We start from the raw sequence: 17,027 nt of genomic DNA on the forward strand, positions 1-17,027 counted from the left end.
CACTAGGGCTCTGGGGCACAAATGAGGAAGTGATCAGCGAACTCCGCCGGTTGGGTGACCCGGACGCCCGGGTCACTCCCGCTTCTTGCGGCGGCTGCCGAAAACGATCTCGTCCCAGCTCGGCACGGTCGCGCGCCGGCCGGGGCGGACCCCGTCGGCCTCGGCCTGCCGGTCGGTCGCCCCGATGAGGCGGTCGCGGTGCGGGCCCACGACGCGCGGCACCAGGACGTTCTCGTACGCCGATCCGGCCGACGGCGGCGCGCCGCCGCCCGCGGCCGCTGCGGCCGGGGCTTCGGGCTCCTCCTCGTCCGGCACGGGGGCGGGCACCGGGCGCGTACGCTCGGCGCCGATCGCGGGCACGTCGATGCGCATCGGCTCGCGCACGGTGTCGCGCATGGCCTCGCGCTGCGGGCCGGACGGCTCGCGGCCGAGGCCGGGGACCGCGTCGAGGAGGCTGGTGATGGCGTCGTCGCCGGTGTTGCGCGGCAGCGACGCGAGGCGCGGGCGGAACGGGAACGGCGTCTCGGCGCCCGCGGTCTGCTCGCCGACCAGCGAACGCGCCTCGTCGTCGTTGGTGGTGACGTGGCGGCGGGGCGGGTCGAAGCTCCAACTCGCCGAGTGCATCTCGCCGTCGGCGCGGTAGAGGAGGAGGATCTCCCAGCTGCCGTCGTCGCGCCGCCACGAGTCCCACTGGATGGAGTCGGCCTCGGCGCCGCGCAGGTGCAGGCGCTCGGTGACGATCTCGCCGAGCAGCGGTCCGGCGGACTCGCCCTGGCGGCGGATCGGCGTCTTGCGGGCGCGCTCGGCCATGAACGCGCGCTCGGCGAGGACGGGGCCCTCGAACCGGCGCACGCGGTCGACGGGGATGCCGGCGAGCTGCGCGACCTCTTCGGCCGTCGCGCCCGCCCTTATGCGTGCCTGGATGTCACGGGGGCGGAGCTGGCTCTCGACCTCGATCTCGATCTGTCCGAGCCGTGCGCGGTCGCCGCGGACGGCGGCGCGCAGCCGCTCGTCGATGGCAAGGCTGAACTCGGTACCGTCGGCAGCCTTCAGCACCAGCCGTGTGCCGTCGTTGCTGACGGCCACGACACGCAGTTCGGGCATGGGGACCTCCCGGGTGGTGCCTGCCGACGTCACCTGCGTCGTTGCTCCCGTTACGAGTGTGACTTGCCCAGTGGCGGCGTGCCACAACCTGACCGATTTGTCCTGGCGTGTCGGATTTTCGTACCCGTCACACCGGTATGTCGTGGTTGCTCCTTGGGTGGAGATTCCGGAGAAATCAGCCGCAGGAGTGCAGTGTCTGATTTGCGGGCCTCCGATCACATTGCGATCGGTCGCTTCCCCCCTCCACGCAGGTCGTTCCGGAACCTGGCGTGAACAGTACTCCATTCGGGGGCGGGGCCGGGCCGCACCGCGCCGTAACGACGCGTCCACATCCGGGCGAAAAATTTCGGCCGTCTCCGGTGAGGTTCCTCACAAGATCCCCGCAGACGGAACGGCCGTGGGGTTCCCGGGGGTCCGAGAGGGAGGAAGTGTCCGTACTAGTCCATTGGAGTCCCTCTCGTTACGTCTGATCATCTCTCATCCCTACTCGTCCGATCTGATGAGCCATCAGTTCGCCCGCCCGCACCGGAATCCCGTGGTCCGGCGGCGGCTCCGACCGACCGTGAGCAAGGAACGTGATGCAGGAAAGGCCCGACACCGAACGCCGTCGGATCGAACTCAGCGTTGTCCAGGTGGTGGGAAGCGCGCTTGCCGCCGTCTCCTCCGCGTTCCTGCTCTCCAAGCTCGGGGCCGCGGGGACGGTGATCGGCGCGGCGATAGCGAGCGTGGTCGCGACCGTCGGCAGCGCGGTGTACGTCCATGTGTTCCGCCGCACGAGCGAACAACTGCGCGACGTACGCGCGCAGATCGGCTCCGCGGTTCCGGGCGCGCCCGGTCCGTACGGCGGCCACCGCGGCCATGGCGCAGCCGACACGGCCAGGACGGCCGGCGCGGACCCGGGAGCCTCCGGAGCGGGCGCGGACGACGCGACGCGCGTACTCCCGGTGTTCGAGCCGGTGTTCGACCAGGCGTTCGACCCCGGGCCGCGGGCGACCGCACCGCTCGGCCCGACGGGTGAACCCGCAGCCGTGCGCGAGCAGTCGCGGGCCCGGACGTGGTTGGTGCGCTCCGGGATCGCCGCCGTCGCGGTGTTCGCCATCGCGATGGCGTCCATCACGGTGGTCGAGCTCGGCATGGGCCGTTCGTTCGCCAGCCTGTTCGGCAACGGCGGCAGCAGTTCGACGATCGGCGACTTCACCGGCGGAGGCGGCGACAAGCCCACGCCGGAGAAGAAGGAGGGCCCCCAGGACACGCCCGGCACCGAGGAGGGCACGACGCAGGACGGTCAGGAGGACAAGGGCGGCAGCGGAGGAAAGGACCCGTCGGGGACACCGGCCTCGCCGACCCCCGGCGCGTCCCAGGGCACCCCCTCCGATGGCACGACCGACAGCCCCGACCCGACCGGTGGCGCCAAGCCGCCCACGGGCTCGCCTGATCCGACCGGCGCGCCTTCGTCCGGAACGCCCCCGACCACCCCGTCCGCACCCCCGTCCGGCGGCGCGGCGAGCCCGCCCGCGGGGGACAAGCAGTCGGGCTCGGGGCAGCAGGCCGACACGCAGCGCCAGGACGCCGGCTCCGCGTCCTGACCGCCGCGCCGCGGCCGACCGTCCGGCACCCGCCGGGTGCGGCTACTCGCCCAGCACCCGGCGCAGGTAGTCGTTGCCGAAGCGGCGGTCGGGGTCCACCCGGTCCCGCAGCGCGGCGAAGTCCTTGAAGTGCGGGTAGGCGTCCGCGAAGTACGCCGCGTCGCGCGTGTGCAGCTTGCCCCAGTGCGGGCGCCCCTGATGGGCCGTCATGATCTTCTCGACCGCCGAGAAGTAGCGCTCGTGCGGGGTGCCGCGGAACATGTGCACGGCGATGTACGCGGTGTCGCGGCCGTTGGCGGTCGACAGCCACATGTCGTCGCCGGGCGCGATGCGTACCTCGACCGGGAAGGACACGTACTCGTCGCCCTTGTTGACGAGTTGGTGGACCTCGCGGAGGGCGGCGGTCAGCGCCTCGCGCGGCAGCGCGTACTCCATCTCCACGAAGCGCACCCGCCGCGGGCTGGTGAAGACCTTGTACGACGCGTCCGTGTACGTGCGCGCCGACAGGGCCTTGCTCGACACGCGCGCGATCGCGGGGATCGTCTTCGGGGCCGCCTTGCCCAGGCGGCACGCGAGCCCGAACACGCCGTTCGACAGGAGTTCGTCGTCGAGCAGGAACTTCGCGCGCGAGAGCGGCTTCGCGGGTCCCGAGCTGCGGTTGTTGCGCTTCACGTTGCAGCTGTCGGTGTGCGGGAACCAGTAGAACTCGAAGTGGTCGTTGTCCTCGCGCAGCTCGTCGAATCGCCCGAGCACCTCGTCGAACGGCATCGGCTCCTCGCGCGCCTCCAGGAGGAACGCGGGTTCGACGCCGAAGGTCATCGCCGTGACGACGCCGAGTGCGCCGAGGCCGACGCGGGCGCCCGCGAACAACTCGGCGTTCTCGTCGGGCGAGCAGTTCACGATCTCGCCGTCCGCGAGGACCATCTCCAGGGCCTGGACCTGGCCGGCCAGCGCGCCCGACGCGCGTCCGGTGCCGTGTGTCCCGGTAGCGGTGGCGCCCGCAAGGCTCTGCACCGCGATGTCGCCCATGTTGGTGAGGGCGAGGCCGTGTTCGGCCAGAAGGTCGTTGAGGCGTTCGAGCCGCAGCCCCGAGCCCACGGTCACCGTGCCGCCGGCCGCATCCACTTCACGGACCTCGGTGAGCCCGTCGGGGCGTACCAAAACCCCGTCCGTGACCGCGACGGATGTGAAGGAGTGGCCCGCCCCGACCGCCTTGACCCGCAGGCCGTCGGACGCCGCCCGCCGCACCAGCGCGGACACCTCCTCGGGGGACCGCGGCGTGGCCACGCGCCTGGGCTGGGCGGTCTGGTTCCCGGCCCAGTTCCTCCAGGGCATCGGGGTCAAGCTGCTCAACGGCTCCTCCAAAGGTGCGGAGGCGGGCCGTCGGCCCTGACGGGCTTCCTGCGCGCGGGCCTCCTGCGTGGGATGTCCGGACATTACCCGCCGGTCACCAGCCTCGGGAAGACCCGTGGACCGCAGGGGGACTCCTTGCGGCCGTGGTTCGGCGCAGCAGGACGCGCGTCACACGCGCACGCCGCGACCGCACCGCGCCGAGGTCGCGCGGGTGGGAGGATCGGCACATGCACGACGCCGCGCCCGGCAACGACGCCGGACCCTTCGACGCCCTGCTCCTCCTGTCGTTCGGCGGCCCCGAGGGCCCCGACGAGGTCGTCCCGTTCCTGGAGAACGTCACGCGGGGGCGCGGCGTGCCGCCCGAACGCCTGGCCGAGGCCGGCGCGCACTACGCGCAGTTCGGCGGGGTGAGCCCGATCAACGCGCAGAACCGCGAGCTGATCGCGGCGATCGAGAAGGAGTTCGCGGCACGCGGACCCGCGCTGCCGGTCTACTGGGGGAACCGCAATTGGCGGCCCTACCTGACCGACACGCTGCGGCGGATGGCCGACGACGGGGTGCGGCATGCGGCGGTGCTGGTGACCAGCGCGTACGCCTCCTACTCGGGCTGCGGGCAGTACCACGAGAACCTGTTGGCCGCCCAGGCCGAACTGGGGGACGCGGCGCCGCGCCTCGACAAGTTGCGGCACTTCTTCAATCACCCCGGCTTCGTGGAGCCCCTGGTCGACCACGTGGTGGCCGCGCGCGCGAGCCTCCCCGAAGCGCTGCGGCCGGGGGCCCGCCTCGTGATGACGACGCACTCCATCCCGACCGCGACCGCCGAGACCTCGGGCCCGGACGGCAACGCGTACGTGCGCCAGCACCAGGAGACGGCCCGCCTGGTCGCCGCCGGGGTGAAGAAGGCGGTCAAGTTTCCGCACGTTCCATGGGACCTCGTGTTCCAGAGCCGCAGCGGGCCGCCGCAGGTGCCCTGGCTGGAGCCGGACGTCAACGACCACCTCGAACGCCTGCACGCCGACGGGGTGCGCGCCGCGGTACTGGTGCCGATCGGCTTCCTGTCCGACCACATGGAGGTCGTCTACGACCTGGACGTGGAGGCGGCCGCGACCGCCGAGCGCCTCGGCATGCAGGTCGTCCGGGCCGCGACGACCGGCAGCGACCCGAGGTTCGCGGCGGCCGTACGCGATCTCGTGCTCGAACGCGCCGCCGTGCTGCGCGGCGACCACCCCGAGCGGTGCGCCCTGGGCACGATGGGCCCCTCGCACGATGTGTGCCCGCTCGGGTGCTGCCCGGACCCGCGGGGCAGGGGCGAGGGCCTGCGTGGCGCCGCACTGCACGGCACTCCCGCCTGACCACCCCCGCCTGAGCCCCGGCCCCCACACCCTGGGCAGCCTCCGCGCGGCCGACCCCCGCGACGCGCCCGCGCGGACCGCGGGAGCGGCTGCCAGGATGGCTCTGTGACCACGGCACCCCACGGCGACACCGCCGACCTGCTCGAACTGGCGCTCGGCGCCGCGCGGCTCGCGGGCGGCATGCTGCTCGCCGACCGTCCCGCCGACCTCGGTGTGGCGGCGACGAAGAGTAGCCCGACCGACGTCGTCACCGAAATGGACACGGCGGCCGAGAAGCTGATCGTCGAGTACCTGCGCGCCCGGCGCCCGCACGACGGGTTCCTCGGCGAGGAGGGCGGCGGCGCGCGCGGCGAGAGCGGCATCCGGTGGGTGATCGATCCGATCGACGGCACCGTCAACTACCTCTACGGACTGCCGGCCTGGTGCGTCTCGATCGCGGCGGAGGACGCGGACGGCGCGGTCGTCGGCGTGGTCGAAGTGCCGACCCAGCGCGAGACCTTCCACGCGGTGCGCGGCGCGGGGGCCTTCCGCGACGGGACCGCGATCCGCGCGAACGACGCGGTGCCGATGTCCCGTGCGCTGGTCGCCACGGGCTTCGGCTATACGGTCGAGCGCCGTACGCGGCAGGCCGGCGTCGTGCACGAGCTGCTGCCCCGGGTGCGCGACATCCGCCGGTACGGCTCGGCGGCGATCGACCTGTGCGCGACCGCGTGCGGCCGCGTCGACGCGTACTACGAGCGCGGGCTCAACCCCTGGGACGTCGCGGCGGGCGCGCTGATCGCCGCCGAAGCCGGCGCGCGCGTGGGGCTGCTGAGGCACGAGGACGACGGGTCGAACCTCGTGGTGACCGCGGCGCCCGCGTTGTACGCGGAGCTGGTCGAGGCACTGGACGCCCTCGGCGCCTGACGCGCGTGGCCCGGACAAACAACAACCCCCGGCCGACGCGCGATTCGCGTCCGGCCGGGGGAGTGGTCACCCCGTTGATTCCTTCGCTTGTTCCAGGTGGGTCCGTCAAAGCCGAGACGGGTCCTTCAGGCTGACTCGGGCAGCACCTGCACGCCGTGGTCCGAGGCCATCCGTACCAGGTCCTGCAACTCTTCCTGCTGAACTTCGACCAGGAAGTCGTCGCCGGTGTCGGAGGCCAGCTTGAGGGCCTGCTCTGTCTCGCGTATCCGACGAAGGACGTCGGCAGTGAACTCGTCCATCATGTGGGGGCCCCAAGAGACTCGAATGGTCGCCGGTTTCGGTTGTCCTACCCCTGGTTTCGCGCGCCGAAAACCGGGATGCCAGGTGGCAGTGTGACCCTCGTCGCATTGATGGGCGGCGGGATGCGGGCGCTTCACCCGGGAGGGAACATTCGGGGCGGCCCGTGCCCTTACCGACGCTTTACCGAGGCCCGGGGCAAGATGGAGGCACCGTCGGCGCCGTCCCTCGAGGCAGGGCGCGCAGTCAGGCCGCGGACGGCGGCCGACGGTCCAATCTCTCGGTGGCCGCGTGTCGCCGAGCGGCAGATGTGAATCGGAAGGACATCCAGGTGCGGGTTCTCGTCGTCGAGGACGAGCAGTTGCTGGCCGACGCGGTGGCGACAGGCCTGCGCCGCGAGGCGATGGCCGTCGACGTCGTGTACGACGGCGAGGCCGCTCTCGAGCGCGTTGCGGTCAACGACTACGACGTGGTGGTGCTGGACCGCGACCTCCCGCTGGTGCACGGCGACGACGTGTGCCGGGCCGTGATCGACACCGGGCTGCCCACGCGCATCCTGATGCTCACCGCGTCCGGCGACGTCAGCGACCGCGTCGAGGGCCTGGAACTGGGTGCGGACGACTACCTGCCCAAGCCCTTCGCGTTCAGTGAACTGACGGCCCGGGTAAGGGCGTTGGGGCGCCGTGCGGTGACCGCGCTGCCGCCGGTGCTGGAACGCGCCGGGATCCGCCTCGACCCGAACCGCCGCGAGGTCACGCGGGACGGCAACGCGATCCACCTGTCGCCGAAGGAGTTCGCCGTCCTCGAAGTGCTCATGCGCGCGGACGGCTCCGTCGTGTCCGCCGAGCAGATGCTCGAGAAGGCCTGGGACGAGAACACCGACCCGTTCACCAACGTCGTCCGCGTCACCGTCATGACGCTGCGCCGCAAGCTCGGCGAGCCTCCCGTGATCATGACCGTGCCCGGCGCCGGGTACCGCATCGGCGATCCGGCGTGACCGGGCAGCCGCCGGAGGGTTCCCCGGATCCCGGGGCCGCACCGCGGCGCCCGAGGCACCCGCCCCGTCCGGTACGCCCGCCGCAGGCGCAGCCCCCCGCACGCCCCTCGGAGCAGTCCCCGGAGCAGTCGCCCGCGGATTCCCCGGCGCGGTCCCGCTCGCAGCCTCCCGCGCAGCCGCCGAGGCCCCCGGCCCGACCGCCGCACAGTCTGAACCACCAGTCCTCAGGGCAGCAGCCCCGGGCCGCCCAGCGGTCGGGGCCGTTCGTACAGCCCTTGGCCGAACCGGCCGCGCAGCCTGGCACGCCGGGCGTGGGCGGGGCGGTGCCTCCCGGCGGGCCCCCGGGTGGGTCCGGGGAAGCGCCGCCCAAGCCCAGCCGGGCGCCTTCCGCGCGGCGGCTGATCCTCGGAGCCGACCCGGCCACCGGGTACTCCGCGCGCCTCAGCTACGCGCCCGACTGGCTGCGCCCCTCGATCCGGATGCGCCTCACGGCGTTGTACGGCGGCATGTTCCTGATCGCCGGCGTCCTGCTCCTGGGCAGCGTGTACCTGCTCGTCGGGCGCCGCCTCGCGGACCAGAAGCCACCGTCCTTCGAGGTCACGGAGGGCGTGCGGTTCTCGGACGCGCTCGGCCGCGAACTCTCGCCGGACGACCTCAACCAGTTCCTGGAGGACCGCCAGGGCAATCAGCGGGACCTCGTGCTGCACGCGCTGCTCCAGCAGTCGCTGCTGGCGCTGGTCCTCCTGTCGGTCATCGCGTTCGGGTTCGGCTACCTGATGGCCGGGCGTGTGCTGAGCCCGCTCGGCCGCATCACCGCCGCCGCGCGGTCGGTGGCCGGCACCGGCGGGTCGGGTCTGCACCGGCGCATCGACATGGACGGCCCCGACGACGAACTGAAGGAACTGGCCGACACGTTCGACGAGATGCTGGAGCGCCTGGACCGGGCGTTCGACTCGCAGCGAAAATTCGTCGCGAACGCCTCGCACGAGTTGCGCACGCCTCTCGCGATCAACCGCACTCTGCTGGAGGTCGCCCTCGGCGATCCCGCGGTGCCGCCGGAACTGCGGGACCTGGGCGACAAGTTGCTGTCCACGAACGAGCGCAGCGAACGCCTGATCGAGGGGCTTCTGCTGCTCGCCCGCAGCGAGAACGAACTCACCGACCGCAAGCCGGTCGACCTCGCCGAGGTCGCCGGACGTACCCTCGAACAAGTCGCCCCGGAGGCCGCGGAGCGCGGTGTCCAGCTGCGCGGCGACTTCCAGCAGGCGGACGTGTCCGGCAACCTCGTGCTGCTGGAGCGCGTCGCCCTCAACCTGGCGCAGAACGCCGTGCGCTACAACGAGCCGGACGGCTGGGTGGAGATGTCCACGTCGTCCGTCGCCGGGACGACCATGCTGACCGTCGCGAACAGCGGCCCCGTCATCCCTCCGGACAATCTCGAGACAATTTTCGAGCCGTTCCGACGCATGCGCGGCGACCGAACGGAAAGCGAGAAGGGCGTCGGACTCGGGCTTTCGATCGTACGTTCGGTCGTCCGGGCGCATGGTGGCTGGATCGAGGCGGAGCCGCGCGTCGAGGGCGGCCTGATCGTGCGCATCGGGTTCCCCGGCCCGACGGTATGACCCGAACGACGTACTACGACGTACCTGAGCAGGCCGGTTGCCCGCAGGCCACCCGACAACCTACGGTGTCGTAAGTTACGACATCGTAGGAACGCGTTGTGCGCCGAAGCGACGGCGGCCGACGCAGCCCTGTGCCCGTGTTGTCGAAAGCCGCTGCGTCCACATGCTGCGTATGCCCGCCGCACCCCACGCTTTGGAGTTGCCGTGACCCTGATCGCCCCCGCACCGACCGGTATCGACCTGCTGCGCGAACTCGAGCAGGTCGTCGCCGTCGAGATCGACCGCCACCTCGCCATCGCCAAGGAGTGGTTCCCGCACGAGTACGTGCCGTGGTCGCAGGGCCGTGACTTCGACGGCGTGCTCGGCGGCGAGGCATGGCGTCCCGAGGAGTCCAAGCTGACCGAGGTGGGGCGCATCTCGCTGACGCTCAACCTGCTCACCGAGGACAACCTGCCGAGCTACCACTTCGAGATCGCCAACATGTTCGGCCGCGACGGGGCGTGGGGCACCTGGGTGCACCGCTGGACGGCCGAGGAGGGCCGCCACGGCATCGCGATCCGCGACTATCTGATGGCCGTCCGCGCGGTCGACCCGGTGGCCCTGGAGCGCTCCCGCATGGAGCACATGGAGGCGGGCTACGCGGGCGACCACATGGACAACCCGCTGCACGTCGTGGCGTACGTGACGTTCCAGGAGTTGGCCACGCGCGTCTCGCACCGCAACTCCGGCCGGGAGTGCGGCGATCCGCTCGCCGAGCAGCTTCTCGCGCGCATCGCGACGGACGAGAACCTGCACATGGTCTTCTACCGCAACCTGCTCAAGTCGGCGTTCGACCTCGCCCCGGACGTCGCGATGCGCGCGGTGACCGACATGGTCACCGACTTCCGCATGCCGGGCCACGGCATCTCCGGCTTCGAGCGCGCGTCGGTCAAGATCGCCCTCGGCGGCGTGTACAACCTGCGCATCCACCTCGACGACGTGCTCCAGCCGGTGCTGCGGAACCTGAAGGTCATGGAGCGCACGGACCTGGGCCCGGAGGGCGAGCAGGCGCGCGAGGAGTTGGCCGCGTTCCTGGCGATCCTGGAGACGAAGGCCGCGCAGTTCGACGAGCGCCTGGCGGCGCGCCAGGCACGGCTGGCTGCCCGCGCCTGACCCTGGCGCCCGCGCATTCTCGGCGCCGTCGCCGCCGGAAGGCGCACAAGCCCGCGTGAGCACATGGCAGAGCCCCGGCCGCCCGCACCCTGGAAGTGCGGGCGGCCGGGGCTCTCGCGTACGCCTGCCGCCGCTCAGGCCGCCGCGCAGGGCCGGGCGTGCGGCCCCGCGTGTGCCGGCCCGCGTGTGCGGGCTGGAGCGCGCGACCCGGGCGTGTGGGTCGGCGCGAGGGGCTCAGCCGGCCCGGATCAGGAGCGGACCCGGGGTCGGGATCCCCACGCGTCCTTCACCGAGACCTTGCCGCCGGTACGCAGCACCGCGCCCTCGTACATGCGCGCCGCCACGGACATCAGCCCCACCAGCGCGACCACCGCGATGGCCGCGGCCAAAAGGTTCTGCCACACGGCGAGTTCGCCGCTCGCGGTGAGCACCGGTTGCAGCATCGCGGAGAACGGCGGTACGTACGCCATGAATTGCGCGAACGCGCCGCCGGACTGGCTGAGCACGATGGCCAGGAAGAACGAGGCGATCAGCAGCGACGTCATCGGCGTGATGACGTTCTGCAGGTCCTCCATGCGCGACACCCGCGCCGCCGCGGCGGCGAACATGCACGAGTAGATGGCGTATCCGAGCACGAACCAGGCCACCACCAGCGCCGCCGGGTAGACCATCGAGCCGCTGAGGTCGATGGTGTCCAGCGCCGTCGCCGCGGTGAGGCCCACGACGGCCGTGAGGGCCATCTGCGCGAGTCCGAGCAGGCCGATGCCGACGACCTTGCCGGTCAGCAGCGCGCGGGCCGGCACGGCGGCGAGCAGGATCTCGACGATGCGGCTCGACTTCTCCTCCACGACGCCGTTGGCGACCCACATGCAGAAGAGCATGAGCATGCCGTACAGCATGATCACACCGATGAAGGCGATGCCCTTGCGGGCCTGGCGTTCGTCCGCGTCCGGGTCCAGTGTCTGCTTCGTCAGCGGCTGCACCTGCATCGCCTGGTCGACGGCCGACGCGTCGATGCCCTGCGCGCCGAGGCGGTTGTCGCGCTCGACCGTCGCGTACGCGCTCTGCAGCACGGCCGCGAGCCGGTCCGGCAGTTCGCTGTCCACGACGACCCGGCCGCCGGTCACGTAGGCGTCCAGGTCGCCGTCCTTGACGGCCTTCTCGGCGACCGCGTCGTCCGGGTACGCCTTGACCACCACGTCGGTGTCCAGCAGTTCCGCCTGGGCGCTCGCGACCTGGCCCAGCCGGCTCGCCTGCGGCCCGCCGAACGCGACGTCGTACTCGTCGTCCCCGCCGCCCACCGCCGCCGGGATGGCGACCGCGGCCAGCAGGACCACGAGCATGACCGCGACCGACACCAGGAAGCCGCGGTCGCGGATGCGCTCGACGAACTCGCGGCGCGCCACCAGCCGCACAGACGTCCAGAAGCGCTCGGTGGGGTCCACCCTCGGGGACGTCACGCGCGGGCCTCCTCGTGGCTTGTGGGGGCCTCTGACGGGGGCTGGGCGTCCCCGTTGACCACCTCACGGAACAGTTCGGTCAGGGACGGGTTCACCGGCGCGAAGGCGCGCACCCGTCCGGCCGCCCGGGCGGCGTCCAGGAGCCCCTGTTCGTCGGTGCCCTGGGCCAGCTCGACCAGGGTGCCGTCGGCGTCCTCGGTCAGCACCGTCACGCCGGGCACCGCCTCGGCCCAGCCCTTGGGCGCGTGCGCACCGACACCGTCGACGGCGACCCGGTAGCGCACCGCGCGACTGTCCCCGCGCAGCTCCTGGACCGTGCCCACCGCATGCATGCGGCCGTCCTTGATGATCCCCACGGCGTCGCACAGCCGCTCGACCAGGTCGAGCTGGTGGCTGGAGAACACCACGGACGCGCCCTGGTCGACGCGGCTGCGAAGGGCGGCGGCCATGACGTCGACGCCCACCGGGTCGAGGCCGGAGAAGGGTTCGTCCAGGATGAGCAGCTCGGGCTCGTGCACGAGGGCCGCGGCCAGTTGCACGCGCTGCTGGTTGCCCAGCGACAGGGTCTCCAGGCGGTCCGACGGCGTGCCGGACACCCCGAGGGTCCGCAGCCAGGACAGGGCGGACTCGCGGGCGTCCGTACGCGACATGCCGTGCAGCTCGGCGAAATACACGAGCTGGTCAAGGATCCGCATCTTCGCGTAAAGGCCGCGCTCCTCCGGCATGTAGCCCCAACGCCTGCGTATAGCCGCGTTGACGGGCGCGCCCTGCCACCGGACCTCGCCCGTGTCGGTGGCGAGCACACCCATGGCAATGCGCATCGTCGTGGTCTTGCCGGCGCCGTTGGTTCCGACGAATCCGAACATCTGGCCGGCGGAGACCGAGAACGACAGGTCGCGCAAAACGACCTTTTCTCCGAAACGTTTTCCGAGTCCTGCGAGGTCGAGCACTGTTCTCCCTGGTCGGAGTTTGTCTCCCGGCTGCGGTCGAGAGCGGCGTGCGTCAGTCGACGCGGCGCAGCTGCTCCTTGAACCTCTGCCCGTTCTCCACGTACTGGCGCACGGCCGTTTCGAACGCGCCCGGCTTGACCGCGTCAGGGCGGATCTTCGCAGGTACGCCAAGGGCCATCGCATACGAGGGCACCTCGACGCGGTTCCCGATGAAGGCACCCGCCCCGACGAGCGCCCCGCTGCGCACGACCGCCTCGTGCAGCACAATCGCGCCGTTTCCGACCAGGCAGTCGTCCTCGATCGTGCATCCTTCGAGGTGGACAAGGTGCCCCACGACACAGCGGTTGCCGACACGTGTGACCAGACCCGCACTGACATGGAGGACGGATCCGTCCTGGATCGATGTACGCTCCCCGACGACAATCCGGCCGTAGTCGGCCCGGAGCACCGCGGACGGCCACACCGTCGACCCGGCGCCGATTTCCACGCTTCCGATCACCACGGCATCGGGGTGGACGTAGGCATCCGGGTGTACGAGGGGTACTTGTTCACCAAGCGCGTAGACCGTCACGATTCCTCCTGGTTACCGGCCATCATGGAGAGTTACAGTGGGCCACCCATCCAACCAAGTCACCCCTTCGGGGGTTCGGTTGGGTGTCGATTGAGTAACAAGCCTTGCTATGAGGCAGAATCTGCGCCTCAGGTCGGGCACAACTCCGGCCCCTGATGCGTTACGTGCGCTGAAGGCAAGCGTCAAGGGACGCATCGGCAAGCAGATCCACCCGGAGGGGGAGAGGTATATGGCGACTGACTACGACACTCCACGCAAGACCGACGACGACGTCAACGAAGACAGCATCGAGGAGCTCAAGGCCCGGCGCGTCGACAAGTCCGCCAGTGCGGTCGACGTCGACGAGTTCGACCAGGCCGAGGGCCTGGAGCTGCCCGGCGCGGACCTCTCGAACGAAGAGCTGTCCGTGCGCGTGCTGCCCCGGCAGGCGGACGAGTTCACGTGCGCCCGCTGCTTCCTCGTGCACCACCGCAGCCAGCTGGCCAAGGAGAAGGACGGCCAGCAGATCTGCGTCGACTGCGCCTGACGTCCGATCCTCGGGCCTCGGGCCTGCTCAGGATCGATCATCGGCAAGCGGAACCCTGCGCACGCGACCGGGTCCTGGCAGGAGCGGACCGCCCCTGCCGATGATCGATACGAGCAGAGCGCACCACGTGCACCACTGGCACCTATCGGCAGGACGAGCAGGACAGGCAGGCCACGCAGGACAAGCAGGACCGGCACCACCCGGCACGTGAGCACACGTGCTCCCGCAGCAACTCCAAACGCCTCCGCCGCAGGAGGCGCGAAGGCCTCAGGGCCAAAGACAAGGGACGTCCGCCGCACCCCCGGCGGGCGTTCTTCCGCGTCCGCAGCCTGTGCGCCGGATACGCGCCGTCCGGGCGCCGCGTGCGCCGGGCGGTGGGGGCGCACCCAAGGGCGCGCGGCGCGGCACCGGGCCGACCGGCGGCGGCCGTACGCCCGGCGGGATCAGCCCTGCGCGGCGTTGCGGCGGCGTACCGCGTCGAGCACCTCGACGAACCGGGCCGGGTTGCGCGACGACACGTACAGGTACGGCGTCGGGTCGTCCGGGTCGGTGACCTCGACGCGCACGGCGGTGGGCACATAGCTGCGCAGCAGCATGAACGCGCGCGGATCGGCGCCTTCCATGCGCAGCGACCGGGCCTCCTCCGCGTCCAGCGCGGACGCGGTCCCGAGCGCCGCGAGCGGCAGCCGCGCCCGGCCGGCCTCCAGGAACCCGTCGGTGACGCGCACCCGCACCGAGCCGTAGGCGTTGACCGCCCAGGCGGCCAGCACCGCACCCACCACCACGGCGACAGCCGCGGCGACCGGGCCGACGGGCAGCAGCATGAGCCCGCTCACCAGGCCGGCACCGGCCACGAGGCCCCACCAGGACGTCGGCACCACGAGCCGCTCGCTATACGCCTGCATGGCACAAGCCTGTCATCCCCGCCGGGCCCGGCACACCACCGGCCCCGCGCCCGGGCACGCCCGCGCGGGGTCAGCGGCGGCGGGTGACCTTGTCCAGCAGGCGGACCACCCGTTCCGGGGGAGTGCGGACGCCGGTCGCCACGCCCTTCGCGTAGTCGGACAGCATGCGCGGGGCCAGGGCGTCCAGGACCGCCCCGGTCTTCGCGTCCGAGCCCACCAGGTAGCGCGGCCGGGGGCGCGGCGTGAGCAGTGCGTGGCGTACCGCCTGCGCGACCGGCCCGGGGGCGGGCAGCGACGACGAGCGGCGCAGGATGCCGTCGGCCATCTCGTACGACTCGGTGTACGCGGAGTTCTTGCGCGGCGGGAGGCGGTTCATGCTGCGCTCCCAGATGTCCGTCCCGAAGCTGCCCGGCTCGATGAGGACGACCCTGACCCCGAACTGCGCGACCTCGATCCGCAGCGCGTCCGACACGGCCGCCAGCCCCTGCTTGCTTGCGCAGTACCAGCCCAGGAACGGCGCCGAGACCCGCCCGGAGATCGACGAGATGTTGACGATGCGCCCGCTGCGCCGCTGCCGCATCTGCGGCAGGACCAGCCGGGCGATGCGCGCCGGCGCGATCAGGTTCGTCTCAAGTTGCAGGCGGGCCTGCTCGTCGTCGACGTCCTCGACCGCGCCCGGCTGGGCGAAGCCGGCGTTGTTGACGACCGCCCACGGGCCGCCGCCGGTCATCGTGGCGATCTCGGTGAACGCCCGGACCGTCGAGGTGGCGTCGCACACGTCCAGCAGCACGGTCCGCACGCCGAGTCCGTCGCGCTCGGCCGCCTCCCGCAGCCGCTGCGCCTTGTCCTCGGAGCGCGCGGTCCCGATGACGTCGAGCCCCGCGCGGGCCAACTCCAGAGCGGTCGCGAGACCGATGCCGCCGGTCGCGCCCGTCACGACCACGCTCTTGGTCATTTGCGTCCTTCCGTCCTGCCGCCTGCCCACCCGCTGGACGCCCGCCCGCCTGAGCGGCCCGTGCCGCCCCGAGCCCCGGCCCACGACCGTAGTGCTCCCGGGCCCGCGCCGCCCACCACCCGCGACGCCGCCGCGGGGCGGGCTGGACACCGTCCGACCGGCGAAAGGCAGTAATGTCCCCCGGGTGAGTCGACCTTCATCCCTGACCCCGGCTCCGGACGCCACGGTGCCCGGGCCGCATGCGAGCGCACCTCCCCCGGGCACCGAGTTGGGCGAGCATTACGACGGCTGCTTCGGCTGCGGCGAGGACCTCGAGAACGGGCTGCGGCTGCGCACCCGGGTCGGCGAGGGCGTCAGCGTGGACACCGAGTTCGTGGTGGGCACCGGCCACCAGGGCGCCCCCGGCCTGGCCCACGGCGGACTGCTGAGCTGCGCGTTCGACGAGGCGCTGGGTGCGCTGGGCTACCTGCTGCACCAGCCGGCGGTCACCGCCCGCCTGGAGACGGACTTCCGCCGCCCGGTGCCGGTGGGCTCGACGCTGTACATCCACGCGTGGTGCACGGGCGTCGAGGGCCGCAAGATCTTCGCCCGCGCGACCGGACGCCTGGACGCGCCGGACGGCCCGGTCGCGGTCGAGGCCGCGTCGCTGTTCATCGCCGTCGGGTTCGAGCACTTCGTGTCGCACGGGCGTGCCGAGGACGTCGAACGGGCGATGGCGAACCCCGATGTCGTGAAGGCCGCGCGGGCTTTCGAGGTGAACCCGTGACCGGTCCGGTGGACATCCTGGTGCAGCGGCTCGACGCCGAACTGCCGCTGCCGGCGTACGCCCATCCGGGCGACGCGGGCGCGGACCTGGTCACCGCCGTCGACGCCGAGCTCGGCCCGGGGGAGCGCGCCGTGCTGCCCACCGGGGTCGCGATCGCGCTGCCCGACGGCTATGCCGCGTTCGTCCACCCGCGTTCCGGACTTGCGGCACGTTGCGGGGTGTCGCTGGTGAATACCCCGGGCACGATCGATGCGGGATACCGTGGCGAGATCAGGGTCATCGTGGTCAACCACGATCTGCGCGAAAGCGTCTCGTTCCGCCGCGGTGACCGGATCGCCCAGCTTGTCGTGCAGAAGGTCGAGCGGGCGAGATTCCACGAGGTCGGCGTCCTGCCGGGTTCGGACCGGGCCGAGGGCGGCTTCGGATCGACCGGCGGCCACGCCGCCGTCGTGGGCAACGGCACCGACGCCGGTGCCGTCACAGTGACAGTGCAGGACTCGGCTTCCGACAGGGAAGGGATCTGAC

The 17,027-nt window shown here is 71.9% G+C and carries 17 protein-coding genes; 9 read left to right on the forward strand and 8 right to left on the reverse strand.

The window, feature by feature from the left end; translation table 11 throughout:
• Nucleotides 1–72: 72 nt before the first annotated feature.
• Nucleotides 73–1,137, reverse strand: coding sequence for a septation protein SepH (sepH, locus tag AB0C36_RS16040; protein WP_358354189.1), 1,065 nt, complete (start codon nucleotides 1,135–1,137; stop codon nucleotides 73–75).
• Nucleotides 1,138–1,682: 545 nt separating this feature from the next.
• Between sepH and AB0C36_RS16045 the strand changes: the two genes are divergently transcribed.
• On the forward strand, nucleotides 1,683–2,690 hold the full coding sequence (locus AB0C36_RS16045; RefSeq protein WP_358354191.1) for a hypothetical protein: 1,008 nt from the start codon (nucleotides 1,683–1,685) through the stop codon (nucleotides 2,688–2,690).
• 42 nt (nucleotides 2,691–2,732) lie between these two features.
• On the opposite strand, the gene AB0C36_RS16050 is transcribed toward AB0C36_RS16045, so the two are convergent.
• Nucleotides 2,733–3,977, reverse strand: coding sequence for a D-arabinono-1,4-lactone oxidase (locus AB0C36_RS16050; protein WP_358354193.1), 1,245 nt, complete (start codon nucleotides 3,975–3,977; stop codon nucleotides 2,733–2,735).
• 293 nt (nucleotides 3,978–4,270) lie between these two features.
• On the opposite strand from AB0C36_RS16050, the gene AB0C36_RS16055 reads away from it, so the two are divergent.
• Together AB0C36_RS16055 and AB0C36_RS16060 are read left to right on the forward strand one after the other, a co-directional pair.
• Nucleotides 4,271–5,395: a ferrochelatase gene (locus tag AB0C36_RS16055; protein WP_358354194.1), complete on the forward strand. Its 1,125-nt coding sequence runs from the start codon at nucleotides 4,271–4,273 to the stop codon at nucleotides 5,393–5,395.
• A gap of 105 nt (nucleotides 5,396–5,500) precedes the next feature.
• Entirely contained in the window at nucleotides 5,501–6,301 is an 801-nt protein-coding gene (locus AB0C36_RS16060) for an inositol monophosphatase family protein (RefSeq protein WP_358354195.1), read from the forward strand.
• Between the two features lie 125 nt (nucleotides 6,302–6,426).
• On the opposite strand, the gene AB0C36_RS16065 is transcribed toward AB0C36_RS16060, so the two are convergent.
• A complete protein-coding gene (locus tag AB0C36_RS16065) occupies nucleotides 6,427–6,603 on the reverse strand; it encodes a hypothetical protein (RefSeq protein ID WP_358354288.1) in 177 nt (58 codons plus the stop codon).
• Between the two features lie 326 nt (nucleotides 6,604–6,929).
• Between AB0C36_RS16065 and AB0C36_RS16070 the strand changes: the two genes are divergently transcribed.
• The 3 genes from AB0C36_RS16070 (at nucleotide 6,930) to AB0C36_RS16080 (ending at nucleotide 10,369) form a co-directional block, all read left to right on the forward strand.
• On the forward strand, nucleotides 6,930–7,595 hold the full coding sequence (locus AB0C36_RS16070; protein ID WP_358354198.1) for a response regulator transcription factor: 666 nt from the start codon (nucleotides 6,930–6,932) through the stop codon (nucleotides 7,593–7,595).
• A gap of 311 nt (nucleotides 7,596–7,906) precedes the next feature.
• The gene (locus AB0C36_RS16075) at nucleotides 7,907–9,217 is read left to right on the forward strand and encodes a sensor histidine kinase (RefSeq protein WP_435839053.1); all 1,311 of its coding nucleotides are present in this window, start codon (nucleotides 7,907–7,909) and stop codon (nucleotides 9,215–9,217) included.
• Between the two features lie 204 nt (nucleotides 9,218–9,421).
• Complete coding sequence (locus AB0C36_RS16080; RefSeq protein WP_358354201.1) at nucleotides 9,422–10,369, forward strand: acyl-ACP desaturase; 948 nt, start codon at nucleotides 9,422–9,424, stop codon at nucleotides 10,367–10,369.
• Between the two features lie 248 nt (nucleotides 10,370–10,617).
• On the opposite strand, the gene AB0C36_RS16085 is transcribed toward AB0C36_RS16080, so the two are convergent.
• From AB0C36_RS16085 to AB0C36_RS16095, 3 genes are all read right to left on the reverse strand, one after another.
• The gene (locus AB0C36_RS16085) at nucleotides 10,618–11,829 is read right to left on the reverse strand and encodes an ABC transporter permease (protein WP_358354203.1); all 1,212 of its coding nucleotides are present in this window, start codon (nucleotides 11,827–11,829) and stop codon (nucleotides 10,618–10,620) included.
• Nucleotides 11,826–12,731, reverse strand: a complete 906-nt coding sequence (locus tag AB0C36_RS16090) for an ABC transporter ATP-binding protein (RefSeq protein WP_358354205.1) — start codon at nucleotides 12,729–12,731, stop codon at nucleotides 11,826–11,828. The genes AB0C36_RS16085 and AB0C36_RS16090 overlap by 4 nt, the downstream gene beginning before the upstream one ends.
• Before the next feature lie 100 nt (nucleotides 12,732–12,831).
• The gene (locus tag AB0C36_RS16095; RefSeq protein ID WP_358354207.1) at nucleotides 12,832–13,350 is read right to left on the reverse strand and encodes a gamma carbonic anhydrase family protein; all 519 of its coding nucleotides are present in this window, start codon (nucleotides 13,348–13,350) and stop codon (nucleotides 12,832–12,834) included.
• Between the two features lie 229 nt (nucleotides 13,351–13,579).
• On the opposite strand from AB0C36_RS16095, the gene AB0C36_RS16100 reads away from it, so the two are divergent.
• Entirely contained in the window at nucleotides 13,580–13,876 is a 297-nt protein-coding gene (locus AB0C36_RS16100; protein ID WP_358354210.1) for a DUF4193 domain-containing protein, read from the forward strand.
• Nucleotides 13,877–14,319: 443 nt separating this feature from the next.
• Here AB0C36_RS16100 and AB0C36_RS16105 read toward each other — a convergent pair whose 3' ends face one another.
• Entirely contained in the window at nucleotides 14,320–14,781 is a 462-nt protein-coding gene (locus AB0C36_RS16105; protein ID WP_358354212.1) for a DUF3093 domain-containing protein, read from the reverse strand.
• Between the two features lie 70 nt (nucleotides 14,782–14,851).
• Entirely contained in the window at nucleotides 14,852–15,736 is an 885-nt protein-coding gene (locus AB0C36_RS16110; protein ID WP_358354215.1) for an SDR family oxidoreductase, read from the reverse strand.
• Nucleotides 15,737–15,920: 184 nt separating this feature from the next.
• Here AB0C36_RS16110 and AB0C36_RS16115 point away from each other — a divergent pair, with 184 nt between their 5' ends.
• The gene (locus AB0C36_RS16115; RefSeq protein ID WP_358354218.1) at nucleotides 15,921–16,502 is read left to right on the forward strand and encodes a PaaI family thioesterase; all 582 of its coding nucleotides are present in this window, start codon (nucleotides 15,921–15,923) and stop codon (nucleotides 16,500–16,502) included.
• Entirely contained in the window at nucleotides 16,499–17,026 is a 528-nt protein-coding gene (dut, locus tag AB0C36_RS16120; RefSeq protein ID WP_358354220.1) for a dUTP diphosphatase, read from the forward strand. The genes AB0C36_RS16115 and dut overlap by 4 nt, the downstream gene beginning before the upstream one ends.
• The last annotated feature ends 1 nt before the right edge of the window (nucleotide 17,027 follow it).

It is taken from the genome of Streptodolium elevatio (assembly GCF_040649515.1).
In the GTDB taxonomy this organism is placed as follows: domain Bacteria; phylum Actinomycetota; class Actinomycetes; order Streptomycetales; family Streptomycetaceae; genus Yinghuangia; species Yinghuangia elevatio.